The 23903-nt window shown below is 68.0% G+C and carries 24 protein-coding genes and 1 pseudogene; 20 read left to right on the forward strand and 5 right to left on the reverse strand.

The features are described 5' to 3' along the window. Positions 1–7 precede the first annotated feature (7 nt). The 12 genes from ABFG95_RS09700 (at position 8) to ABFG95_RS09755 (ending at position 9697) form a co-directional block, all read left to right on the forward strand. Positions 8–442, forward strand: a complete 435-nt coding sequence (locus tag ABFG95_RS09700) for a DUF2946 family protein (protein WP_049075756.1) — start codon at positions 8–10, stop codon at positions 440–442. Positions 443–500: 58 nt separating this feature from the next. Continuing rightward, a complete protein-coding gene (locus ABFG95_RS09705; protein WP_049075758.1) occupies positions 501–1118 on the forward strand; it encodes an SCO family protein in 618 nt (205 codons plus the stop codon). A 28-nt stretch (positions 1119–1146) separates the two neighbouring features. Continuing rightward, the gene (locus tag ABFG95_RS09710) at positions 1147–1638 is read left to right on the forward strand and encodes a copper chaperone PCu(A)C (RefSeq protein WP_348995791.1); all 492 of its coding nucleotides are present in this window, start codon (positions 1147–1149) and stop codon (positions 1636–1638) included. Positions 1639–1901: 263 nt separating this feature from the next. Continuing rightward, positions 1902–2279, forward strand: a complete 378-nt coding sequence (locus ABFG95_RS09715; protein WP_049075760.1) for a DUF4148 domain-containing protein — start codon at positions 1902–1904, stop codon at positions 2277–2279. A 183-nt stretch (positions 2280–2462) separates the two neighbouring features. After that, positions 2463–3665 (forward strand): ATP-binding protein, encoded by a 1203-nt coding sequence (locus ABFG95_RS09720; protein WP_049075761.1) that lies wholly within the window; start codon positions 2463–2465, stop codon positions 3663–3665. Between the two features lie 4 nt (positions 3666–3669). Further along, the gene (locus tag ABFG95_RS09725) at positions 3670–4221 is read left to right on the forward strand and encodes a response regulator transcription factor (RefSeq protein WP_026384599.1); all 552 of its coding nucleotides are present in this window, start codon (positions 3670–3672) and stop codon (positions 4219–4221) included. A gap of 258 nt (positions 4222–4479) precedes the next feature. After that, positions 4480–5391 (forward strand): ubiquinol oxidase subunit II, encoded by a 912-nt coding sequence (gene cyoA / locus ABFG95_RS09730; RefSeq protein ID WP_348995792.1) that lies wholly within the window; start codon positions 4480–4482, stop codon positions 5389–5391. Beyond that, on the forward strand, positions 5391–7367 hold the full coding sequence (gene cyoB, locus ABFG95_RS09735) for a cytochrome o ubiquinol oxidase subunit I (protein WP_020926575.1): 1977 nt from the start codon (positions 5391–5393) through the stop codon (positions 7365–7367). The genes cyoA and cyoB overlap by 1 nt, the downstream gene beginning before the upstream one ends. 3 nt (positions 7368–7370) lie before the next feature. Further along, positions 7371–7985, forward strand: coding sequence for a cytochrome o ubiquinol oxidase subunit III (gene cyoC / locus ABFG95_RS09740; RefSeq protein ID WP_006387443.1), 615 nt, complete (start codon positions 7371–7373; stop codon positions 7983–7985). Continuing rightward, complete coding sequence (cyoD, locus tag ABFG95_RS09745) at positions 7985–8335, forward strand: cytochrome o ubiquinol oxidase subunit IV (protein WP_006387442.1); 351 nt, start codon at positions 7985–7987, stop codon at positions 8333–8335. Before cyoC ends, cyoD begins: the two co-directional genes overlap by 1 nt. A 175-nt stretch (positions 8336–8510) precedes the next feature. Further along, entirely contained in the window at positions 8511–8936 is a 426-nt protein-coding gene (locus ABFG95_RS09750) for a DUF3995 domain-containing protein (protein ID WP_278990565.1), read from the forward strand. Positions 8937–9079: 143 nt separating this feature from the next. Continuing rightward, positions 9080–9697, forward strand: a complete 618-nt coding sequence (locus ABFG95_RS09755; protein ID WP_278990564.1) for a nitrogen fixation protein NifQ — start codon at positions 9080–9082, stop codon at positions 9695–9697. A gap of 41 nt (positions 9698–9738) precedes the next feature. On the opposite strand, the gene ABFG95_RS09760 is transcribed toward ABFG95_RS09755, so the two are convergent. Both ABFG95_RS09760 and ABFG95_RS09765 read right to left on the reverse strand, forming a co-directional pair. Continuing rightward, a complete protein-coding gene (locus tag ABFG95_RS09760; RefSeq protein WP_278990563.1) occupies positions 9739–10761 on the reverse strand; it encodes a hypothetical protein in 1023 nt (340 codons plus the stop codon). Between the two features lie 233 nt (positions 10762–10994). Further along, positions 10995–12986: pseudogene (locus ABFG95_RS09765) on the reverse strand (TonB-dependent receptor); the annotation flags it as partial. A gap of 235 nt (positions 12987–13221) precedes the next feature. Here ABFG95_RS09765 and ABFG95_RS09770 point away from each other — a divergent pair. The 3 genes from ABFG95_RS09770 (at position 13222) to ABFG95_RS09780 (ending at position 14729) form a co-directional block, all read left to right on the forward strand. Continuing rightward, positions 13222–13437, forward strand: a complete 216-nt coding sequence (locus tag ABFG95_RS09770) for a SlyX family protein (protein ID WP_049075772.1) — start codon at positions 13222–13224, stop codon at positions 13435–13437. Between the two features lie 363 nt (positions 13438–13800). After that, positions 13801–14160 carry a DUF4148 domain-containing protein gene (locus ABFG95_RS09775; protein WP_175145039.1) on the forward strand — a complete coding sequence of 120 codons (360 nt, stop codon included), beginning with the start codon at positions 13801–13803 and terminating at the stop codon, positions 14158–14160. Positions 14161–14354: 194 nt separating this feature from the next. Next, a complete protein-coding gene (locus tag ABFG95_RS09780) occupies positions 14355–14729 on the forward strand; it encodes a hypothetical protein (RefSeq protein WP_175145037.1) in 375 nt (124 codons plus the stop codon). A gap of 175 nt (positions 14730–14904) precedes the next feature. On the opposite strand, the gene ABFG95_RS09785 is transcribed toward ABFG95_RS09780, so the two are convergent. Next, the gene (locus ABFG95_RS09785) at positions 14905–17199 is read right to left on the reverse strand and encodes an NADP-dependent malic enzyme (protein WP_054415356.1); all 2295 of its coding nucleotides are present in this window, start codon (positions 17197–17199) and stop codon (positions 14905–14907) included. 106 nt (positions 17200–17305) lie between these two features. On the opposite strand from ABFG95_RS09785, the gene ABFG95_RS09790 reads away from it, so the two are divergent. The 4 genes from ABFG95_RS09790 to ABFG95_RS09805 all read left to right on the forward strand — a co-directional run bounded on the left by ABFG95_RS09790 (position 17306) and on the right by ABFG95_RS09805 (position 20790). After that, positions 17306–18268, forward strand: coding sequence for a LysR substrate-binding domain-containing protein (locus tag ABFG95_RS09790; protein WP_054415354.1), 963 nt, complete (start codon positions 17306–17308; stop codon positions 18266–18268). A 40-nt stretch (positions 18269–18308) separates the two neighbouring features. After that, the gene (locus tag ABFG95_RS09795) at positions 18309–19103 is read left to right on the forward strand and encodes a helix-turn-helix domain-containing protein (protein WP_348995793.1); all 795 of its coding nucleotides are present in this window, start codon (positions 18309–18311) and stop codon (positions 19101–19103) included. A gap of 94 nt (positions 19104–19197) precedes the next feature. After that, positions 19198–20085 carry a DMT family transporter gene (locus tag ABFG95_RS09800; RefSeq protein ID WP_348995794.1) on the forward strand — a complete coding sequence of 296 codons (888 nt, stop codon included), beginning with the start codon at positions 19198–19200 and terminating at the stop codon, positions 20083–20085. 3 nt (positions 20086–20088) lie between these two features. Continuing rightward, complete coding sequence (locus ABFG95_RS09805) at positions 20089–20790, forward strand: phenylalanine--tRNA ligase beta subunit-related protein (protein ID WP_278990561.1); 702 nt, start codon at positions 20089–20091, stop codon at positions 20788–20790. A 48-nt stretch (positions 20791–20838) separates the two neighbouring features. Here ABFG95_RS09805 and ABFG95_RS09810 read toward each other — a convergent pair whose 3' ends face one another. After that, a complete protein-coding gene (locus ABFG95_RS09810) occupies positions 20839–21309 on the reverse strand; it encodes a MarR family transcriptional regulator (RefSeq protein WP_049075790.1) in 471 nt (156 codons plus the stop codon). A gap of 185 nt (positions 21310–21494) precedes the next feature. Between ABFG95_RS09810 and ABFG95_RS09815 the strand changes: the two genes are divergently transcribed. Beyond that, positions 21495–22847: an MATE family efflux transporter gene (locus ABFG95_RS09815; RefSeq protein ID WP_054415493.1), complete on the forward strand. Its 1353-nt coding sequence runs from the start codon at positions 21495–21497 to the stop codon at positions 22845–22847. A gap of 10 nt (positions 22848–22857) precedes the next feature. On the opposite strand, the gene ABFG95_RS09820 is transcribed toward ABFG95_RS09815, so the two are convergent. Next, positions 22858–23787 (reverse strand): LysR family transcriptional regulator, encoded by a 930-nt coding sequence (locus ABFG95_RS09820; RefSeq protein ID WP_278990560.1) that lies wholly within the window; start codon positions 23785–23787, stop codon positions 22858–22860. Between the last annotated feature and the right edge of the window lie 116 nt (positions 23788–23903).

Here is a 23903-nt window from a genome sequence, read left to right on the forward strand (position 1 = left end):
TCGCCCCATGTCCGCCTTGATCCGACCTCCACGCCCCCGTGACGCCGTGCGCGTCCGCGGCGTGCTGTGGCTGGCGTTCCTGGCGCTGCTGCTGCGCGCGGTGGTGCCGGCGGGCTACATGCCCGACACGCGCGCGCTGCACGATGGCCGCATCGAGGTCACTTTCTGCTCGGCCGCCGGCGACCTGTCCACGCTGCGGCTGGCGCTCTCGCCCGCCGGCAAGGGCGACGCGGGTGCCGGCGCCCACTCCAATGCCGATACCGGCGCGCAATGTCCGTTCGGCCTGCTGGCGCACGTCACGCCCGCGCCCGCCTCGCCCACCACACCGCTGGCGCTGGCCAGCGGCCGGCCCGCCCCGGCCGCGCCGGCCCCGCTCGCGCTGCCCGTGCAACCGGCCCAAGGGCCGCCGCTGGGCTCGCGCGCCCCGCCTCGCCTGGCCTGACTCCGCCTTCACGCGCGGCCCCGCCGCGCCCACGCGAACGTCAAGCCACGAGGTTTTCATGCATTCCCTTCCCCCGCGCGCGCCCCTGGGCGCGCCGTCGGCGCCCAACCGTGACCGGCGCCGGCTGCTGTCGGCCCTGGCCTTGCTGCCCCTGGCCGGCTGCGGGCCCGACGCCCCCAAGATCAACGGCATGGATCTGTCCAGCATGCCCACCGGCGACTTCCAGCTACAAGACACCGAAGGCCGGCAACGCCAGCTGGCCGACTATCGCGGCAAGACCGTGATGCTGTTCTTCGGCTTCACCCAATGCCCGGACGTCTGCCCCACCGCGCTGACCCGCGCGCTGGAGATCAAGAACCTGCTGGGCGCCGACGCCGCCAAGCTGCAGGTGCTGTTCATCACCGTGGACCCGGAGCGCGACACGCCCGAGATCCTGCAGGCCTACATGCAGGCCTTCGACCCGGCGTTCGTCGGCCTGCGCGGCGACGCCGAGCAGACCCGCGCCGCCGCCCAATCGTTCAAGGTGTTCTACCAGAAGGTGCCGACCGGCTCGTCCTACACCATGGACCACACCGCCCTGACCTACGTCATCGACGCCGAAGGCAAGCTGCGCGTGGCCCTGCGCCACCAGCAAAGCGCCGAGGAATGCGCGGCCGACCTGCGCACCGTGCTGTGACCCCACGCCAAGACAAAAGGAATTTCCGATGAAAACGACTCGCTTCAAATCCCTCGCCGCCGCCTTCGCCCTGGGCGCCCTGGCGCTTGCCGGCGCGCCCGCCGTGGCCCAGGACGCCTCGCTCAAGGTGGAAGACGCCTGGGTCCGCGCCACCGTGCCCAGCCAACACGCCACCGGCGTCTTCATGCGCCTGACCTCGCCGACCGCCGCCCGCCTGGTTGGCGTCGAATCGGACGCCGCCAGGCACGTCGAGGTGCACGAGATGGCGATGCAGGACAACGTCATGAAGATGCGCCAGGTGTCCGCCATCGACCTGCCCGCCGGCAAGCCGGTGGAACTCAAGCCGGGCGGCTACCACGTCATGCTGATCGACCTGGCCCGGCAGATCTCCGCGGGCGACCCGGTGGCGCTGACGCTGCTGGTGCAGGACGCCGATGGCAAGCAACGGCGCGTGCCGGTGAAGGCCGAGGCCCGCCCGCTGTCGGCGGCGGCCGCGCCGGCCGGAGAACACAAGCACTGAAGCCTTGCGGTGAAATACAGGGGCCACATCCCCGCAAGCAGATTGACACCTGTATTTCAAGCTTGAAATGGCTGTTTGCAAGACGACCCACGTTTCCTGCAACGCCTTGGCCCGCGCCCGGTCGAATTGAAAAAGCCGGGAGCGCGGCCGCGCCACGCTCCGGCGCGCATCGCCCGCATCCCAGGAAATCGCCCCCAAGCCGCAGCGGGGACGACGGCGCGGCCTGCCTTCAGGCCGTTTGCTTTGATTGCCAGGAGCGTTTCATGAAGACATTGACAGCCACCTTGTTGCTCTGCGCCGGCCTGACCGCCGCCGCAACCGTGCAAGCCCAGCAGGCCCAGGCCCCGGCCGCCCAGTACAAGCGCGATCTGTACGGCGACTGGCGTGTCAGCTACCCCGCCCCGACGGCCAAGACCGCCGATCAGGTCGCGGCGGAACTGGCGCGGTCCAAGGCCGATGGCCAATACACCTTCGGCCAGGAAGACTACCCGCCCGCCATCGCCGCCACCGGCCCGGGGGAAAGCCGCGCCCAGGTCGAACAGGAACTCCAGACCGCCGAAATGCAAGGGCAGATGGCGTCCGACCAGGAAAGCTATCCGCCGATGCCCATGGCCCACAGCGGCAGGTCCGACATTCAATAATAAGGGACATACCGCAACCTGCGGTCCGTCCTGATTCCTCATACAATGCCAACACACATCCGCCGCCGGCGGCCTCGCGGGGCCCGGCGGCAGCGCGGCGCCCCACGCCGCCCCGGATGCCAGCGTTCCGCGCAGCCGGGCGCCTGATCCGCCGGCGATAGACCGGCAACCCTGTGTCTGGATATGCCCGGTAGTTCCGCCTTTTCCTTCCTGCGTACCCTCTGCAGCCTGCGCTGGCTCGCCATCGCGGGCCAGGCCGCCACCATCCTGGTGGCCAGCGCCGTGCTCGGCCTGGCCCTGCCGCTGGAGCCGCTGTGGATCGGCGTGGGCGTGCTGATCGGCTTCAACGTCTACGCCAGCCTGCGGCTGCGCCACAGCCGCGACCTGTCCCACGCCACCGCTTTCGGCCACTTGCTGGTGGACATGGCGGTGCTGGCCTGGATGGTGGGCTGGAGCGGCGGCCTGAGCAATCCGTTCGGCATGATGTTCCTGATCCTCACCGCCCTGGCGGCGCTGGCGCTGCCGCGCAACTGGGCGCTGGCGGCGGCGCTGGCGGGCATCTCCGGTTATTTCGCCGCCGCCATCTTCGGCCAGCCGCTGCGCGGCGACCTCAACACCCACACCCTGCTGCTATGGGGCCTGGCCGCCAACTTCCTGATTTCCGTGGTGGTGGTGCTGGTGTTCACCACCCGCCTGGCGGCCGACCTGCGGGCGCGCGAGCGCGAACTGGCGCGGCTGCGCGAGCGCTTCACCCGCAACGAGGGCATCGTCGCCCTGGCCACCCACGCCGCCGCCATGGCGCACGAACTGAACACCCCGCTGGCCACCATGACCCTGCTGGCCGACGAGATCGCCGCCGAGGTCAAGGAGCCCGACCTCAAGCAGGACGTCGCCACGCTCAGCCAGCTGCTGGCCCTGTGCCGGGAACGGATTCGCAATCTGGCGGTCCCAACCGCCGTGGACCTGGTGCGCGTGGTGGGGCAATGGCGCCTGATCCGGCCGACCATCGACCTGCGCCGGTCGGGCACGCTGCCCGCCAGCCTGCGGGTCGATCCGGCCATCGCCCACCTGCTGCAGGCCCTGCTGAACAACGCGGCCGATGCCGGCGAAGCCGCCAACGAGCCGCGCGTGGACCTGCACCTGGAATACGGTTATGGCGCCCTGCGCGGCGAAGTGCGCGACTATGGCGGCGGCTTCGACCCCGACCACACGCTGCTGCCGGCCACCAGCCTGTTCAACAGTGGCAAGCCGGGCGGCCTGGGCGTCGGCCTGGCCCTGTCGCACGCCACCGTCGAGCAGCTGGGCGGCGAAATGACCATGACCGCGGCCGATGGCGGCGGCACCCGCATCCGTTTTTATTTGCCTCTCGGCACTCCCGGGACCTGATATGTTGAATCCCACCGATCTTGGCCTGCTGATCGACGACGACGAGCTCTACGTGCGCACCCTGCAGCGCAGCCTGTCGCGCCGCGGCCTCGAAACCCGAACCGCCACCGGCATCGCCGAGGCGCTGCGCGTGGCCGAAGAGATCCGCCCCGCCTTCGCGCTGGTCGACCTGCGCCTGGGCGAGGATTCGGGCCTCACCCTGATCCGTCCCCTTCGAGCCCTGCGCGCCGACATGCGCATCCTGCTGGTCACCGGCTACGCCAGCGTGGCCACCGCGGTCGAGGCCATCAAGCGCGGCGCCGACGACTACCTGCCCAAGCCCGCCACCGCGCCGATGATCCTGCGCACCCTGGGCCTGGTGAAGCCGGAAACCGTTACCATCGAAAGCACCATGACGCCGTTGCACCGCCTAGAATGGGAACACATTCACCAGGCCCTGCACGAGACCGGCGGCAACGTCTCGGCCGCCGCCCGCCTGCTGGGCATGCACCGGCGCTCCCTGCAGCGCAAATTGGCCAAGAAACCGGGGCCGGAACGCGAGGTGCTGGTCGACTGATTGGCGCGGATACGACACATCGCAACAATCCTGCTTTGTGCGGATGCGACATATCGTCGCACCCCCACCTTCCCCGCGGAGCCCTCTCCCGCCTGGGAAAACCCTTAACCAGGGGCCTTGGGGGCAAAAGCCGGCTGGGCAATGCGACCATTCGTCGCACGCTTGACCCAGGTCAAACCGATAGGATGGACGTTGCTGCCTAGCAGCATTCCAGTCTGCTGCTCCGCAGCATTTCCCACCTTCCATCCAAGGCTGTACGTGAAACACCCCCTCCTTGCGACCCTTACGCGCATTTTTGGCGTCGGCGCGGTCATGCTGCTTGGCGGCTGCAACATGGAAATCCTCTCCCCCAAGGGAGACATTGGCGCTCAGGAAAAGACCCTGCTGTTCACGGCAACCGGTCTGATGCTCCTGGTGGTGATCCCGGTCATCATCATGATCCTGACGTTTGCCTGGAAATACCGCGCATCCAATACCAAAGCCGACTACCAGCCCAAGTGGGCCCACTCCACGGCGATCGAAGTCGTGGTCTGGACCGTGCCATGTATCATCGTGGCGATCCTCGCCGTGATCACCTGGCGCTCCACGCACGCGCTCGATCCCTACAAGCCGCTCGTCTCCGAGCACAAGCCGGTCACCATCGAGGTGGTGTCGCTGGATTGGAAGTGGCTGTTCATCTACCCCGAGTACGACATCGCCACGGTCAACGAGATCGCCTTCCCGGTCGACGTCCCGGTCAATTTCCGGATCACCTCGGCCTCGGTCATGAACTCGTTCTTCATCCCCCAGCTGGGCAGCCAGATCTACTCGATGGCCAGCATGGAGACCAAGCTGCACCTGAACGCGCGCGAACCCGGCACCTACGCCGGCATCTCGGCCAACTACAGCGGCGCCGGCTTCTCCGGCATGCGCTTCAAGGCCATCGCCACGTCGCAGGAAGGTTTCGACAACTGGGTCAAGGAAGCCAAGGCTTCCGGCACCGCGCTGACCCCGGCGGTGTACCAGGAACTGACCAAGCGCAGCGAACACAACCCGGTCGCCAAGTACGCCTCGGTGCCGCCGTCCATGTTCGACTACATCCTGGGCAGCACCATGTCCAAGATGGCCGGCGTCGACGACGCCACGTGCACCCCCACGTCGAATAATCTTGTCGCAGGATTGACTCAATAATGCTCGGGAAACTCACCCTCGAGGCCATTCCGTACCATGAACCCATCGTCATGGTCACGCTGGCCGCCGTGTGCCTGGGAGGCCTAGCGGTCTTCGGCGCCATCACCTACTTCCGCAAGTGGAAGTACCTCTGGACGGAATGGCTCACCTCCGTCGACCACAAGCGCATCGGCGTGATGTACATCATCGTCGCGCTGATCATGCTGCTGCGCGGCTTCGCCGACGCCATCATGATGCGCACCCAGTTGGCCGTCGCCTCGGCCGACTCCGCCGGCTTCCTGCCGCCGCACCACTACGACCAGATCTTCACCGCCCACGGCGTCATCATGATTTTCTTCATGGCGATGCCCTTCATCACCGGGCTGATGAACATCGTGGTGCCGCTGCAGATCGGCGCCCGCGACGTGGCCTACCCGTTCCTGAACTCGCTGAGCTTCTGGCTGTTCGGCGCCGGCGTCGCGCTGATGATGATCTCGCTGTTCGTCGGTGAATTCGCCGCGACCGGCTGGCTCGCCTATCCGCCGCTGTCCGGGCTCGACTACAGCCCAAGTGTCGGGGTGGATTACTACATCTGGGCGCTGCAGATCTCCGGGCTGGGAACAACACTCAGCGGCATCAACTTCATCGTCACCATCCTGCGCATGCGCGCGCCGGGCATGACCCTGATGAAGATGCCGATCTTCACCTGGACCTCGCTGGTCACCAACGTCCTGATCGTGGCCGCCTTCCCGGTGCTGGCCGCCACGCTGGCGCTGCTGACGATGGACCGCTACCTGGGCACGCACTTCTTCACGAACGACATGGGCGGCAACGTCATGATGTACGTGAACCTGATCTGGATCTGGGGCCACCCCGAGGTCTACATCCTGGTGCTGCCGGCCTTCGGCGTGTACTCCGAAGTGGTCGCCACGTTCGCCCGCAAGACCCTGTTCGGCTACAAGTCCATGGTCTACGCCACGGCCGCCATCGGCGTGCTGTCGTTCCTGGTCTGGCTGCACCACTTCTTCACCATGGGCGCGGGGGCCAACGTCAACGCGTTCTTCGGCATCGCCACGATGATCATCTCGATCCCGACGGGCGCGAAGATCTTCAACTGGCTGTTCACCATCTACCGCGGCCGCCTGCGCATCACCACGCCGGTGCTGTGGACGCTGGGCTTCATGCTGGTGTTCGTCATCGGTGGCATGACCGGCGTGATGCTGGCCATCCCCGGCGTGTCGTTCGTGCTGCACAACAGCCTGTTCCTGATCGCCCACTTCCACAACACCATCATCGGTGGCGTGGTGTTCGGTTGTATCGCCGGCATGACCTACTGGTTCCCCAAGGCTTTCGGCTTCAAGCTGAACGAACGCCTGGGCCGCTACTCGTTCTACTGCTGGTTCGTCGGCTTCTTCCTGGCCTTCATGCCCCTGTACATCCTGGGCTTCAAGGGTATGACGCGTCGCCTGAACCACTACGACAACCCCGAATGGCAGCCGTACCTGCTGGTCGCCCTGGCCGGCGCCGCGCTGATCATGCTGGGCATCTGGTTCCTGCTGCAGCAAGTGTTCGTGTCCGTGCGCCAGCGCAAGCAGAACCAGGACATCACCGGCGATCCCTGGGATGGCCGCACCCTGGAATGGTCGATCTCGTCGCCCGCGCCTTTCTACAACTTCGCCCACGTTCCTCACGTCGATGAACTGGACCAGTTCTGGGAAGACAAGCAGAACGGCAAGGCCTACAAGCGCCCGGCCAAGTACGAAGACATCCACATGCCGAAGAACACCGCCGCCGGCGTCTTCATCGGCGCGTTCGGCCTGGTCATGTGCTTTGCCCTGATCTGGCACATCTGGTGGCTGTCGATCGTCGGTTTCGTCGGCATGATCGGTTCGTTCATCGTCCGCGCCTATGACCGCGACGTCGACTACTGGGTCCCGGCCGCGGAAGTCGAACGCATCGAAAACGCCCACTTTGAAAAAATGCAGAAGGCCGCCTGAGCCATGATTCAAGCCGTAGCCACTCACCCCCACGCGGGTCACGACGATCACGCGCACCATGACGATGGATCCAAGACCGTTTTCGGTTTCTGGGTCTACCTCATGAGCGACTTGCTGATCTTTTCGGTGCTGTTCGCGACGTTCGCGGTGCTGGCAAACGCCACCGCGGGCGGCCCCACCGGCAAGGAACTGTTCGACCTGAAGTTCGTCCTGGTCGAAACCCTGCTGCTGCTGTTCTCGAGCTTCACCTTCGGCATGGCCAACCTGAACGTCCACGCCAACAACAAGAGCCGCGCAATCGGCTGGTTGATGGTCACGTTCCTGTTCGGCGCGGGCTTCATCGCGATGGAAGTCTATGAATTCCATCACCTGATCACCGAAGGCGCGGGCCCCGGCCGCAGCGCCTACCTGTCGGCGTTCTTCACGCTGATCGGCACGCACGGCCTGCACGTGACGTTCGGCCTGATCTGGATCGTCGTCATGATCGACATGATCCGCCGCCATGGCCTGGACTCGATCAACAAGCGTCGTCTGGCGTGCCTGAGCCTGTTCTGGCACTTCCTGGACATCGTCTGGATCTGCGTCTTCACCTTCGTCTATCTTCTGGGAGCCCTCTGATGTCGCACTCCGCTGCGGCCGCACACGGCCACGACGATCACGCCGCCGACCACGGCAGCCTGAAGTCCTACATCATCGGTTTCGTGCTCTCGCTCCTGCTCACCTTCGGCTCGTTCGGCCTGGTGATGAGCGGCGCGCTGTCCCACACCATCACCATCATCGGCGTGGTGGCGCTCTGCGTGCTCCAGCTGCTGGTGCAGCTGGTGTACTTCCTGCACATGGGCGCTTCGAAATCGGCCCGCGACAACCTGGCCACGTTCGTCTTCACCGTGATGATCATCGCCATCATCGTCGGGGGTTCGGCCTGGGTGCTGTACAACATGAACGTCAACATGGGCCACGCCATGTAAGACCCGTCATCCAATGACGACACACAGGCGCCGCGAGGCGCCTGTTTTTTTGGAAGGCCGTCACGCTATCGGGACGGCTTTTTTTGCGCCCTGCCGTGGCCGCGGCCTGACGAAGCGCGGCGCTGCTTTCTTTGGCATACTCGCGCCATCGCAGAATCGCCCCCCGGGAATCCGCATGCAAGCCATCGCCGCCGCCATCACGGCCATCGTCTTCGTGGTGCTCGGACTGTGGCACGCCTACTGGGCAGCCGGCGGGCGGCTGGCGCACCGGGCGGCGCTGCCGATCCAGGATGGCCAACCGCTGTTCCGGCCGTCGCCACTGGGCACGCTGGCCGTGGCCGCGGCGCTGATCGGCTGCGCCTGGATCACGGCCGCCAATGGCGGCCTGGTGACCGCGCCGCCCCTGCGCTGGCTGCCGTGGCTGGGCATGGCCGTGGCGCTGGGCCTGCTGGCGCGCGCCATCGGCGATTTTCGCTACGTCGGTTTCTTCAAGCGCAAGGGCGAAGACCCTTTCGCCCGCCTGGATACCCGCTTCTATTCGCCGCTGTGCCTGCTGTTGGCGGCGGGCGTGGCAGTGGCGAGCTGGCCCGGGCTGGCCTGACGCCGCCCGGACGCATCCCACTTTCCGCGCACGGCCGCGCCCTTGATCCCGGCAGGTTTGACGCGGCGCAGACGCCTCTCCTCCCCATTCGTTATATATTTCGGCTCATAACGAATTTTTCACCTTAGCACCGCGAGCCGCCCATGGATGCCATCCTGATCGCCGCCCCCACCTCCCGGGATATCGATGCCCTGGCCTGTGCGCTGTTGGCGCATGCGTCGCCCGATCAGCCCGATGCGCGCTTTTTCGCCACGGTGATCGGCAAGAGCCTGGCGCACGGCGACCTGGCCCGCACCGGCCTGGCTCCCGCCGAATTGGCCGGGGTGCTCGCCAGCCTGTTTCCCGACGCGCAGGCGGGCTCAAGCGCGACGCTTGCCGCCCTGCGGGCGCAATTGCTCGCCTACGGGGCGCGCGGCCTGGCCAGCCCGCGGCCGGATTTCACGCGCCTGCTGCGCGTGCTGCTCGACGCCTGCAGCGGACCGGCCGCGACCACGGCCTGGGTCACCAGCGTGCTGGCGCACGCCTGCCTGCGCCCGGACCACCTGTGGCGCGACCTGGGGCTGGGCGGCCGCGAGGACATCACCGCGCTGCTGACCCGCCACTACCCCGGCCTGGTGGCGCGCAATACGCAAAACCTGCGGTGGAAGAAATTCCTGGCCTATGCCGCGTTTGAGCATGCCGACCTGCCCGTGGCCGCCGCGCCCGGCTGCGCGGACTGCGAGGATCATGGGCGCTGCTATGACACGGGCACCACGTCCTGAGCCGAACCTCGCCGCGTCAGGCAATCTTCGCGCGCGACCGATCAGAACCAGGTCACCTTGACCAGCACCTGGGTGCTGAACTTGCCGGTTTTCAAATCGGCGGTGGTTCGCTCCAGGTGCGCGGTATACGTCTGCGTCTGCGACAACGTGGCGCCATGCAGGAGCCCCCCTAGATTGCCGTTGTAGCGGGAGGGGAATGTGCCGTGGTCATCGGCAGGAAGCGCGCCAAGCGTAACCGTCTGATTGGCCTGATTGGTGATGGTCAGCTTCAGGCCGTTTTCCTGGCCGTCGGCATTCTTCAGATAGATCGTCTGATCCAGAAGATCGGTACGCTCACCGCTTTGTGGCAAGAACGCCACCGCCGTGCGTAGATACAACTCGTCCAGGGGGTTGCTGGTGGACGGCGGGCAGGTCAACCCCTCCAGTCCCGGGCAGGCGGGACTATTCATGCGGGTCGTCACATTGAACGGCTTGGCCTGCGGCAACTTGCCGTTGTAGTTGACCGTGGTCAGGACGGTGTCGAAGGTGACCGTGTTGTCGACGTTGACCGCGCCTACGCAAGAGGGGATGAACTGGAAGCGCGAGGCAGTGGAATTGAGAAAGATGCCCGGATCGCCCCCGGCGGTTTCGTCAGCGATCAATTTGAACGCGAACGAGGGCGGCAGGAATACGCGCAAGGGGCGGGTCACGGATTTTTCGGCATACAGGAGCAGGAAGATGCGCCCAAGGCGCTCCCCTGAGTCGCCCTCATAGGGGGTATCGACGCTGAAATAAGGCGCATAGGTTGGCACCGCGGGATCCGGACTCCACTGCCCCTTTTCGATATTGTCATAGACGATCGTCAGCCTCAACGACGCATTTCGCAAGGCCTGCAGGACCGGGCCGAAATCGCCCAGGATCGAGATGGCCGCCCGCCTCGTTAAATTGGGACTGTTGGTGCAACGGTACCTGAATTCATAGGGACTGCTGATGTAAATGGGAAAGCCTGGAATGAACTGGTGATCGAGCGCGAAACTGATCGAGGGCGGCAGGCTGAACGTTACGATGCCGCCGCCATCGAGCAACCTGCATCCACGCCCCGTAGCTTGCGTGTGACCTGCCCCAGGCAGGAGTAGAAAGGCGGTGAGTACGCCTACAAGCCAGGCGGATCCGCCTATTTTTTGCCGCCACGATGAATGCTCCCGGCTGATCCAAAAGAAACGGTTCTATCGAGCAACGCCCGATAGTTGCCCCGGCAAACCGTCCGACATTTTTGACATTGAGCGCGTGTCGCGACGTCTGACGACGAATTCCAGCCTCAATGGCGATAGATCACCCCAACTCCCAGCCCCACGGCCCGCCCGGGCGCCGGCTCGTAGTAGCGGCCATTGCTCTCGTTGACGATGACCGACCCGGCATAGCGCCGGTCGAACAGGTTGTCGATCCGCGCGTAGGCGCTCAATGCCCACGGCCCCACCTGCTTCACGTAGCCCGTGGACAGCGCCGCCACCACATAGCCCGGCGCGGCCGCGTCGTTGGCGTCGTCGGCATACAGGCGGCTCAGGTAGCGGGCCTCGATGCCGGCCTGCCAGCCCTGCGGCGGCGTCCAGGCCAGCGAGGCATAGGCCGACTGCCCGGCAATGCCGGGAATCCGGTTGCCGGCGCGGATGGCGCCGCCGCCATCGTCGCGATAGCGGGCATCGAGCCAGGTGTAGGCCAGTTGCGCCCGCCAGTGGCCGGCAAAGCGGTTGGACCAGCCCAGTTCCACGCCGTCGCGGCGCGTGCGTCCGGCGTTGCGGAAGGTGGCGCGGCCGCCCGTGCTGCCGGCCGCGACGATTTCATCATCGGTGGACACGCGGAACACGGCCGCGGTCAGTTGGCCGCCCGCCAGATCGGTCTTGGCGCCGGCCTCGACGTGGGTGCCGAGCGCTGGCGCCAGCGCGAAATTCAGGCCCGGCTGGCCGCCGGGCCGGTACGACAGCTCATTGAGCGTCGGGGTCTCGAAGCCGCGCCCATACGAGGCGTACAGCGAGGTCCGCGGATCGGCCTGGTAGCGCACCGCGGCCACCGGCAGCGCGCGGCGATAGCGCGCGCTGCCGCTGTCATCGCCATTGCCCGGCGCGAGGTAATGATCGCGCGAGCGGAACGCCACCGTGCTGTAGCGCACGCCGGCATCCAGCGTCCAGCGCGGCGCCGCGCGCCAGGACGCCTGCAGGTAGGGATCGGCGTTATAGACGGTGTTGGTTTCGTCGCGCCGCAATACCCCCCGCACGCCAAGCTGGCGGCTGTCGCCGTCGCCCACGTAGTTCTGGTAGCCCTGGCGGTTCTCGCGCAGGGTGTCATACGAGAAGCCGCCGACCAGCGTCAAGGGCCGCGCCGCCGGCCCCAGTTCCGAGGTCCAGCGCAGGTCGGCCCCGCCATAGCGGCGGCGCAGGTCGATCACCCCGCCCGCCTGCGTCGGCGCCGCCTGCGCCGCGGGCGGGATGGCCTGGAACTGCGTGGTGTCGCGCTGGCCGTAGTACAGCATCAGGCGCAGCGTGTTGGCGCCGTCGACGTGGCGTTCGTAGACCAGCCCGCCCTGGGTCTGGCGCACGGTCTTGCGGGTGTCGTACTGGGCCGCCAGCTCGGCGCTACGCGGCGCGTCCTGGAACTGCGCGTACGTCAGGCCGAGCGGATCCTGGGCCGTCAGGTCGACGCTGTTGGCCACGATCGTCAGGCGGCTGGCGTCGTCCAGTTGCACGCCCAGCTTGGCGTTGCCCAGGTTCTTGCGCGCGGCGCTGTGGTCGCGGTAGCCGTCGGTGGTCATGCGCGACAGGTCGAGCACGTAGTCCATGTCGCCGGACGTGCCGGAGGCCTTGGCGCCATAGCGCCAGGTGCGATCGCCGCCGGCCCAGGCCGAGACGCCGATTTCGGGCGGCACGGCGCCGTCTTCGGTGTAGGCCAGGATCACCCCGCCCGAAGAATTTCCGTACAGCGCCGAGAACGGTCCGCGCAGCACCTCCACCCGGTCGAGCGAGCCGATGTCGATGTTCGAGGTCTGGCCCTGCCCGTCCGGCATGGTTGCCGGGATGCCGTCCACGTACAGGCGCACCCCGCGCACGCCGAAGGTGGAACGCGCGCCAAAGCCGCGGCTGGATATCTGCAGGTCCTGCGCGTAGTTCTGGCGGTTCTGGATCTGCAGGCCCGGCACGCCCGCCAGGCCTTCGGACAAGTTGATGCCCGGCTGGCCGCGCCGCATCGCCGCGCCCTCCACGATGTCGACCGAAGCCGGGGTTTCCAGCGGCGGCGTGCCGATCCGCGTGCCGGATACCGCAACCGGCGCCAGCTGCTGCGGCGTCTGCGATTGGGCGAGCGCCGTCACGGCAGGCGCCATGCCGAGCAGGCCATGCAGGAAGGAGCTGGCCAGGCCGCCGGGCCGGCGTCGTTGCTTCGCCAATCGAAAACCTCGCGCAATGAGCAAGCCCCGAGCCTCGCACAGGATGTGGACAATGTCGATACAGCCGGGGCGCGGCGGGCCGGCGCGGGGAATGGGTTCTAATAGCGCCATGGAAAATCCGCAAGACATCGAACGCCGGCTGCTGGACCTGGAAGTCAAGGCCAGTTTCGCAGACGACCTGCTGGAACAGCTGAACCAGATCATCGTGCGCCAGCAGCAGCAGATCGACCGCCTGCAACGCGAAGTGGCCGACCTGCGCCAGCAGGCGCCCGAGGGCGCGGCGCCGTTCCGCAGCCTGCGCGACGAACTGCCGCCGCACTACTGACCCCGGCCGCTCCAGGGCGCCCGGTCGCTCCCGTCTGCCCCCCACCACCCGCCACAGCTGGCCCGGCCTGCCCGGATCGCCTGCCGCCTGTTGCCGGCTGCGTGGCATCGCCACGACGGCCGTGCCATTTCCTCTGCTCCACGCCGCTCCCCAGCAAGGCGCTGCGCCGGCTATCGCTGCCATTAATGGCGATTAATTGCTCGAAATTACTTATTCCTTCCATTTATGGAAAAATCTTTTACAGATATACGGGTTTATCCCTAGTGATATCCGGCGCACTATGGAGCCATCGGGAAACAACAACGAACCACGACGGATGGGCCGCCGGATTCGCTCCCAGGCTTCTGAAATCGGAGATTCACCATGAAAAAGACCCTTGCCTCTGCCCTGCTGCTGTCCCTGGCCGCCCTGAGCGCCGGCGCCTACGCCGGACAGAACATCGAACCGAACAACGTGCCTTTCCAAGGCGTTTACGGCACCCCGTATGAAGGCCCGAGCCGCGCCCAGGTACAAGCCGAGCTGGCCGCCGCCAAGGCCGCCGGCCAGGTCTCGAATGTCGAGCCCAACGACATGCCGTTCCAGGGTGTGTATGGCGCCCCCCAATCCGGCGTGACGCGCGCGCAAGTGCAGGCCGAACTGGCCACCGCCAAGGCCGCCGGCCAGGTCTCGAACGTCGAACCCAACGACCTGCCGTTCTCGGGCGCCTACCACCGCGTCAACTGAGCACGGCCTGACGATTTACCCCTCCCCTTGTTGTACCTTGGCCGCCCCTGCCGGGCGGCTTTTTTTGCGTCCGCGCAAGCCGACCGGCGCGGGGCGGAAACGGTCCGAGACAAGACGCGGGCGCTTCGCGTACCATCGCATCTAGCCATCAATAGGTTGCCCACGCAGCCTTGACAACAACGAGGGAGCCCGCAATGAAAACCATCCGTCTCATCGCTTTCGCACTCGCCGCCGGCGTCACGTCCGGACCGGTCCTGGCGGCGCCCGCCGTCATGCTGAACAATGCCCTCATCACCCAGATTTCCAAGGCGGACAAGCCGGCCTTCCACCAAGCGGTGGCCGAAGCGCTGAACAACGCCGCCGACGGCCAGAGCGTCAACTGGTCCAGCACGCCCAAGCGCAAGGCCGCGCCGATCACGGCCAAGATCACGCCGCTGCAGACCAGCACGTCGGGCGACCGTACCTGCCGCCTGCTGGAAGGCGATTTCGCGCGCACCAGCACCACCGAAACCTGGAAGTTCTGGTTCTGCAAGCAACCCGACGGCACCTGGAAGGCCAGCGCCAACTAAGTCCGGGGCCGGCTTTGCCGGCGCCAAGAGCCCTTTCATCGCGCAGCGCCTTCGGCTGGGGCGGCCCATCCAGGGGCCCCGTCATCCCGACGCGGTCCGCCAATAAAAAAACGCCCGCGTCATCATGCGATGACGCGGGCGTTTTACCTTGCGGCCGGGCGCGAGCGCGTGGCGATCAGCCTTCGACGCGGTTGGCGTCCAGCACCGTCAGGGCCGTCATGTTGATGATGCGGCGCACGGTCGAGCTGGAGGTCAGGATGTGCACCGGCGCGTTGGCGCCCAGCAGGATCGGGCCGACCGCCACGTTGCCGCCGGCCGCCGTCTTGAGCAGGTTGTAGGCGATGTTGCCGGCGTCCACGTTCGGGCACACCAGCAGGTTGGCCTCGCCCTTGAGCGTCGAGGACGGCAGGATCCGCAGGCGCAGGGCTTCATCCAGCGCGCAGTCGCCATGCATCTCGCCGTCGATCTCCAGTTCCGGCGCGGCTTCGCGCACCAGTTCCAGCGCGCGGCGCATCTTGGCGCCCGAGGCCGAGCTGCCCGAACCGAAATTCGAGCGCGACAGCAGCGCCACCTTGGGCGCCAGGAACATGCGGCCCACTTCGCGGGCGGCGGCGATGGTGAACTCGGCGATCTGCTCGGCCGTCGGCTCATCGTTGACGTGCGTGTCCACCAGCACCACCGTGCGCTCGTTGAGCAGCAGGATGTTCATGGCGGCGTAGACGTTGGCGCCCGGGCGGCGACCGATCACTTCGTCGATGAAGCGCAGGTGATCGTGATAGGCGCCGACCGTGCCGCAGACCATGCCGTCGGCATCGCCCAGGTGCACCATCATCGCGCCGATCAGGGTCAGGCGGCGGCGCATTTCCACGCGCGCCATTTCCTTGGTGATGCCGCGGCGGCACATCAGTTCCCAGTAGGTGGTCCAGTACTGGTGGAAGCGCTCGTCGTATTCCGGGTTGGTGACTTCGACATCCTCGCCCAGGCGCAGGCGCAGGCCGAACTTCTCGATGCGCGACAGCAGCACGGCGGGACGGCCCACCAGGATCGGGCGCGCCACGCCTTCGTCGACGATGACCTGCACCGCGCGCAGCACGCGTTCGTCCTCGCCCTCGGTGAAGACGATGCGCGACTTGCCGCCGTTGCGCACGATACGCTTGGCCGCCGAGAACAGCGGCTTCATGAACGCGCCGGAGTGGTAGACGAACTGCTGCAGCTGCTCTTCGTAGGCTTCCAGGTCGGCCAGCGGGCGCGTGGCCACGCCGCCTTCCATGGCGGCCTTGGCCACCGCCGGGGCGATGCGCACGATCAGGCGCGGATCGAACGGCTTGGGAATCAGGTACTCGGGGCCGAACGAAATGTCGTAGGTGCCGTAGGCGGCGGCCACCACTTCGTTCTGCTCTTCCTCGGCCAGTTCGGCGATGGCGTAGACCGCCGCCTTTTCCATTTCACGCGTGATGGTGGTGGCGCCCACATCCAGCGCGCCGCGGAAGATGTACGGGAAGCACAGCACGTTGTTGACCTGGTTCGGGTAGTCCGAACGGCCGGTTGCCATGACGACGTCGTCGCGCACGCCGTGCGCCACTTCCGGCAGGATTTCCGGGGTGGGGTTGGCCAGCGCCAGGATCAGCGGGCGCGGGCCCATCTTGGCCACCATCTCGGGCTTGAGCACGCCGCCGGCCGACAGGCCCAGGAACACGTCCGCGCCCTCGATCACTTCGGCCAGCTTGCGGGCGTCGGTCTTCTGCGTGAAGCGTGCCTTGTCCGGATCCATCAGCACGGTGCGGCCCTCGTACACCACGCCCTCGATGTCGGTGACCCAGATGTTTTCCAGCGGCAGGCCCAGGTCCACCATCAGGTCCAGACAAGCCAGCGCGGCGGCGCCGGCGCCGGACGTGACGACCTTGACCTTGTCGATCTGCTTGCCCACGACCTTCAGGCCGTTGATGAAGGCGGCGGAAACGGTGATGGCGGTGCCGTGCTGGTCGTCATGGAAGACGGGGATCTTCATGCGCTCGCGCAGCTTGCGCTCGACCGTGAAGCACTCGGGCGCCTTGATGTCTTCGAGGTTGATGCCGCCGAAGGTCGGCTCCAGGCCGGCGATGATCTCGACCAGCTTGTCCGGATCGGTTTCGTTGATCTCGATGTCGAATACGTCCAGGCCGGCGAACTTCTTGAACAGCACCGCCTTGCCTTCCATCACCGGCTTGGAGGCCAGCGCGCCGATGTTGCCCAGGCCCAGCACCGCGGTGCCGTTGGAGATCACGCCCACCAGATTGCCGCGGCCGGTGTAGCGGAACACATTGGCCGGATCCGTCACGATTTCTTCGCAGGCCGCCGCCACGCCGGGCGAGTACGCCAGGGCCAGGTCACGCTGGTTGGTGAGCGGCTTGGACGCCACGACGGAGATCTTTCCCGGGGTGGGAAACTCGTGGTAATCCAGAGCGGCCTGGCGGTCTGCTTGCGAATTCATGGGGCGGCGCCTCCTAGTCTTGAACAGGAAAAATTCTAGGGCGGCAGGCATAAGGTGTTCATTCGGATTTAATATTGTCACATCACCTTTTTCTTATGCCTTGTCTATGACACCGTTTTCGCCGGACGAGGTGCTCCGGAAACTGACCTCGCGGCTCAAGATGCGGCATCTGATGCTGCTGCTGCAGATCGAGCAGCACGGCTCCCTGACCCGGGTGGCCGAGCACATGGCCACCAGCCAGCCAGCCGTGACCAATGCGCTGGCCGAACTGGAAAGCATGTTCGACGTGCCGCTGTTCGAACGCTCCGTGCGCGGCATGACCCCCACCCCCCTGGGCGCCGTGGTGCTGGCGCGGGCCCGCGCGCTGGTGCACGACCTGGGCCACCTGGTGCAGGAAATGGAGGCCGTGGCCGCCGGCCAGGCCGCCCACCTGCACATCGGCGTGATCCCGTTCGTCTCGGGCCAATTGCTGTCGGCCGCCATCGCCCGCACCATGCCCCAAGGACGCGGCATCACCGCCACCATCCATGAGGGCCAGGGGCCGGCCCTGCTGCGCCAGTTGCGCGACCACACGCTGGACGTGGTGGTGGGCTGGGCCACGCCGTCGGTGGACCTGGGCCAGATCGACTTCGAAGTGCTGTATCACCAGCCGCCGCGCCTGATCGCCAGCCGCCGCCTGGCGGCGCGGCTGGGCCGCGCGCGGCTGGAGTGGAACATGCTGGCCGACCTGGACTGGATCCTGGGCACGCCGGACAGCCCGATCCGCGAGCAGGTGGCCGACATCTTCCTGCGCGCCGGCCTGGCGCCGCCGACGCCCTCGGTGCAGAGCGATTCATCCAAACTGATCGGCGAGATGATCGTGGCCAGCGACCGCGCCGTGTCGATCCTGCCGGCCGACATCGCCGACGAGCTGGTGCGTATCGCCGGCGCGGCGATCGTGCCGTATTCTTTCGACTGGACCTTGCCGCCGATTTCGCTGTTCACCCGCGCCGACGGCTTGCGGCGCAATGTCGACGCCCTGTTCGCGGCGGCCTTGCGCGACGTATTCAGCCGCCACGGCCGGGCCTGAGGCCGCCCGCGCCCGTTTCGGCACACCACGGAGCCCGCCCATGCGCGCCAACCCGTTCGTCATGCATCGCAGCGCCCTGCCCGGGGTGCAGGCGGTGGCCGCGCGCAGCGCGCGGACGTTTGCGCGTCACACGCACGAACAGTTCGGCATCGGCGTGATGCGCCAGGGCGGGCAACTGTCGCACAGCGGCCGCGGCCAGGTCGAGGCGGGGCCGGGCCAGGTGATCACCGTCAATCCCGGCGAAGTGCATGACGGCGCCCCGGTCGGCGGCGAGCGCGCCTGGCAGATGCTGTACCTGGATGCGGCGGTGGTGGCCGACAGTGCCGAGGCGCTGCCGGGCGGCGCCAGCTTCGAGTTCGAACATCCGGTGATGGACGCGCCCGTGCTGGCGGCCGACCTGCTGTCGCTGTACGCGCTGGCGATTGCCGGCGGCGAACCGCTGGCGCGCGACACGCTGTTGCTGCGGGTATTGGCGCGCGCCCGCCGCCAGGCGGCGCCCCCGCCTCGGCCCGGCGTGCCCGCCGGCATCCGCCACGCGCTCGGCCTGATCGACGACGCGCCCGCCGCCGCGCTGTCGCTGGCCGATCTGGCCGGGGCCAGCGGCCTGAGCCGTTTCCAGGTGCTGCGCGCCTTCAGCCGCGCCACCGGCATGACGCCGCATGCGTACCAGATGCAGCGCCGCCTGCTGCTGGCGCGCCGCCTGCTGCGCCAGGGCATGGCGCTGGCCGACGCCGCCGCGGCCGCCGGCTTTGCCGACCAGAGCCACATGACGCGGCTGTTCTCGCGCGCCTATGGCGTGTCGCCCGGCCGCTACGCCCAGGCCGCCACGCGCTGACGGCACGATCGGCTGATCCGCCGCAATTTCGTTCAAGACGCCGGGCGCCGCCCGCGCCTACGCTGCGGCCTTGTCCTGATTCCGGCCGTTTTCCATGAACCGAACCCAAGGGTATGCCTGCCTGGCCGCCGCCATGGCGCTGGTGGGCAGCACCGTCGTCGCCAGCAAGATCATCGCGGCGGGGCTGCCGCCCTTTACCGCCACCGCGCTGCGTTTCGCGCTGGCGCTACCCTGCTTCGCGCTGCTGGGGTGGCTGACCGGCACGCGCTTGCCGCGCCTGGACGGTCGCGACTGGCTGCTGCTGGCGGCGCAGGCCATCGCCGGCAGCGTGGGCTACACCACGCTGCTGATCGCCGGACTTGGGCGGACCTCGGCGGTGGATGGCGGCGTGATCCTGGGCACCCTGCCGCTGGTGTCGGCCGCCATCGCCATCGCGCTGCTGGGCGAGCGGCCGGGCAAGGCCACGCTGCTGGCCATCGCCACGGCGGCGGCGGGCGTATGGCTGATGACGCCCGGCCCCGCGGCGCCGGGCGCCGGCTCGTGGATCGGCAATGCGCTGGTGCTGGGCGCGGTGGTGTGCGAGGGATTGTTCATCCTGCTGCAGAAGCGGCTGCGCGTGCCGCTGCCGCCCCTGGCGCTATCGACGGCGATGTGCGCGCTGGGCCTGGCCGTGTGCCTGCCGGCCAGCCTGATGGAGGCGCCGTGGACGCTGGCGCTTTCCACCGAGGCGCTGCTGGCGGTAGCCTATTACGCGCTGGTGCCGACCGTGGCCGGCTTCGTGCTGTGGTACGCCGGCGCGCAGCGTGTTGCCGGCACGGAAGCCGCCCTGTTCACCGCCATCGCGCCGGTCTCGGCCGTGCTGCTGGCGGCCCTGCTGCTGGATGAATCGCTGTCGCGCCACCAACTGGCGGGCATGGCCTGCGTGCTGGGCGCCGTCCTGATCCTGGGCCGGACCCGCAAACCGGCCTCCATTACGAGGTAAGCCATGCTGTTTCGTCACGCGAGCGCCATCTGGCGCGATTATCCCCAGCTGGCCGTCGGGGCCCTGCATGTGCGCGGTATTCATCGGCAGGCGCGGGTCGACGCCCAGGCCGAGCCGTTCCTGCGGCAGGCGCGCCTGCGCCTGGACAACGCCAGCGAATCCGACCTGCCGGAGATCCAGGCCTGGCGCCGCGCGTTCGCCAGCATGGGCGTCAAGCCCACGCAATACCGCTGCGCTTCGGAGGCCCTGCTGCGTCGTTTGCGCAAGGAGGGGGCGATGCCGCCGCTGCATCCGCTGGTCGAACTGTGCAATGCGGCCTCCATGGCCTACGCGATTCCCGTCGCGGCGCTGGACGCGCAGCGCCTGGGATCGGCGCTGGAAGTGCGCCACGCCGACGGCACCGAGCGCTATCTCACGTTCGGCGGCGATACCGAGCATCCCGAGCCGGGGGAAGTCATCTATGCCGATCCCGAGGGCCGCGCGCACGCGCGCCGCTGGACCAATCGCCAGAGCGGCCTGTCGGCGGTGCACGACGGCACGCGCGAGGTGCTGATCGTGGCCGAGGCCTTGCATGCCGACGCCGCGCGCGACATCGCGCGGCTGACCGAGGCGCTGCGCGCGGCCCTGGCCGAAGTGTGGCAGGCCCCGGCGCGGCACGCGCTGCTGACGGCGCGGGCGCCGGACTTCGAGGTGGCCAGGGATTGAGCCCAGGGCGTCGCGGGCGGAACGCGGACGCCCCCGGGGCGCCGGCGCTCAACCGCGGCTGAACGCCAGCGCGAAATCGTCGGAGAAGATATCCGCCAGCGACTGCCGCAAGGCGGCGGCGCGCTCGGCGCCATAGGCCGCCTCGAAGCGGCGCTGTGCGTCTTTCCACAGGCGCTTGGACTCGGCCAGCTTGGCGCGGCCGGCATCGGTCAGGGCCACGCGGCGGCTGCGGCCATCGCGCTCATCGCGCGCCATGCGCACGTAGCCGTCGCGCTCGAGCGGCTTGAGGTTGTGCGCCAGGGCGGAACGGTCCAGCACCATGGCGCGCGCCAGGTCGGTCATGGACGGCGTGCCGGCGCGCGCGATGTGCACCAGGATCGAATGCTGCGACACCTTCAGCCCGCAGGGCGCGAGCACGGTGTCGTAGAGCTGCGAGACGCGCCGGGTGGCCTTGCGCAAGGCAGCGCCGTTGCAGATCAGCGGGTCCGGGGGGATGGCGGAGGAATCGGCGTCGGACATGATGGGTTCAGGGAGCACGGCAAGTTCATAACGCTACTGCCGCGCCAGAGCGGAGTCTAGCGCATTCTTGACATTTATTGGCATATGCACGTAAATTTTCCGCACCCTTCCCTCTGGCTTCCCCGACCATGTCAGCCACCCGCGCCGCCGCCACGCCCCGCCCCGCCAACGCGCGCCTGCAGGCGATGCTGCACGCGCCGATCGCGCCCACGCTGGCGCGGCTGGCGTGGCCCAATATCCTGATGATGCTGGCGCAGTCCGCCACCGGCCTGATCGAAACCTGGTTCCTGGCGCGCCTGGGCACGCCGGTGCTGGCCGGGGTGGCGCTGGTGGTGCCGGTGCTGATGCTGATGCAGAACATGTCACAGGGCGCGATGGGCGGCGGCATCTCGGCGGCGGTGGCGCGCGCGCTGGGCGCGGGACGGCAGCAGGAGGCCGACCAGCTGGTGCTGCACGCGGTGGTCCTGAACGCCGCGCTGGGCCTGGCGTTCTGCGTGCTGCTGCTGGCCTGCGGTCCACGGCTGTATCGCGCCCTGGGCGCCGACGGCGCGACGCTGGACGCGGCGCTGGCCTATTCCAATGTCATCTTCGGCGGCATCGTGCTGATGTGGCTGATGAACGCCTTCGCCAGCGTCATCCGCGGCACCGGCAACATGCTGGTGCCGGGCGCGGTGATCTGCGGCGGCGCGCTATTGCTGGTGCCGCTGTCGCCCTGCCTGATCTTCGGCTGGGGCCCGTTCCCGGCGCTGGGCGTGGCGGGCGGCGGCTGGGCGCTGGTCTGTTACTACGCGGCAGGCACGCTGCTGCTGGGCGGCTATTGCCTGAGCGGACGCAATGCCGCGCGCCTGACCCGCAGCCGTCTGCACCTGAGCCTGATGCGCAGCATCCTGCGGGTCGGCGCGCTGGCCACGCTCAATCCCTTGCTGACCAACGGCCTGGTGGCGTTGACGGTGGCGCTGGTGGGCGCCTACGCCGGCACCGCCGCGGTGGCCGGCTACGGCATCGCGGTGCGGCTGGAATACCTGATGATCCCGCTGGCGTTCGGGCTCGGCGCGCCGATGGTGGCGATGGTCGGCGCCAACATCGGCGCCGGCCAGCCCGAACGGGCGCTGCGCATCGCGCTGACCGGCGGCGCCATGGCGTTCGCGCTGGCCGAGGTCATCGGCCTGGCGGCCGCGCTGTTTCCCGAAGCCTGGCTGCGCCTGTTCGGCGCCGAGGATCACATGCTGGAAGCGGGCGCCGCCTATCTGCGCATCGTCGGGCCGGTGTACGGCTTTTTCGCGCTGGGCTTCTCGATGTACTTCGCCTCGCAGGGCGCGGGGCGCTTGAAATGGCCGCTGTGGGCCGGCGTCCTGCGCCTGGCCACCGCCATCGGCGCGGGCGGCGCGGTGCTGCGCCTGACCGGTTCGCTGGCCTGGTTCTTCGCGGTCGCCGCGCTGGCCATGGTCCTGTACGGCCTGGTGATCCTGGCCGCCGTGGCGTCGGGGTCCTGGTTCGAACGCGGCCACTTGCGCGAGTCGCGCCTGGCGGGGCGTTGAGCCGCGCCAGCTAGCCCCTGTCCTTACCGGGAACGGGCTCGGCCCGCCCTCGGGCGCGGGGCGCATCGCGCAACGCGTAGGCCACCAGTTGCTGGGCATAGGCCGGCAGCTCGCCGCGCACGCACAGCACCAGGTCGCGCACCGCCCAGTCATCCACCAGCGCCACCCGCCGCACGCCGGCGGCGCGGCCATGGCGCACGGCGGCGACCCGCGGCATGATGGCGATGCCCACCCCCTGTCCCACCAGGCGGCAGACCGCGTCGAAGCTGCGCAGGCGCACGCGGTACGACAGCACCTTGCCACTGCGGCGCGCATGATGCGCGATGTGCTCCTGCAGTGCGCTGCCTTCCACCAGGCCGACGAATTCCTCGTCCGCCACGTCGGCCAGCAGCGCGGTCTGGCGCCCCGCCAGGGGATGGTCCGGCGGCACCACCAGCGCCAGCGGATCATGGCGAAAACGCCGCACGTGCAGGCCATGCAGGTCGGTCGAATCGGCCAGCACGCCGATGTCGCAGGTGCCGGCGCGCAGGGCATCGGCGATTTCGTAGCTGAGACGTTCTTCGAGGTCGACCGACACGCGCGGGTGATCCTTGAGGAAGTCGCCCAGCACCGCCGGCAGGTATTCGCTTAGCGCGGTGGTGTTGCACAGCACGCGCACGTGGCCCCTGAGCCCCTGGCCGTAATGATCCAGTTCGCCGCGCATGCGGTCCATCTGCGCCAGGACCAGGCGCGCGTGATGCGCCAGCGTGCGGCCCGCCGGCGTGGCCTGCACGCCCCGGTGTTCGCGCAGCAGCAGCGGCACGCCCAGCGTTTCCTCCATGCCGCGGATGCGCTCGCTGGCCGACGCCAGCGTCATGTGCGTACGCCGCGCGCCGGCGGTGATGGAGCCGGTCTCCTGCACATTGAGGAAAAGCCGCAGATCGGTCAGGTCGAAGCGCATGACGAAAAGCGTAGCACGCCAGCCTCAGGCTGCTCCATAGGCCGCCTATGCCAGATCCCGATAGGGACAGGCGCCGCCCCGGGCGCAGAATGCCCGCATCCACCCATCGAAAGCGG

The organism is Achromobacter sp. HNDS-1 (genome assembly GCF_040084795.1).
In the GTDB taxonomy this organism is placed as follows: Bacteria; Pseudomonadota; Gammaproteobacteria; order Burkholderiales; family Burkholderiaceae_B; genus Achromobacter; species Achromobacter ruhlandii.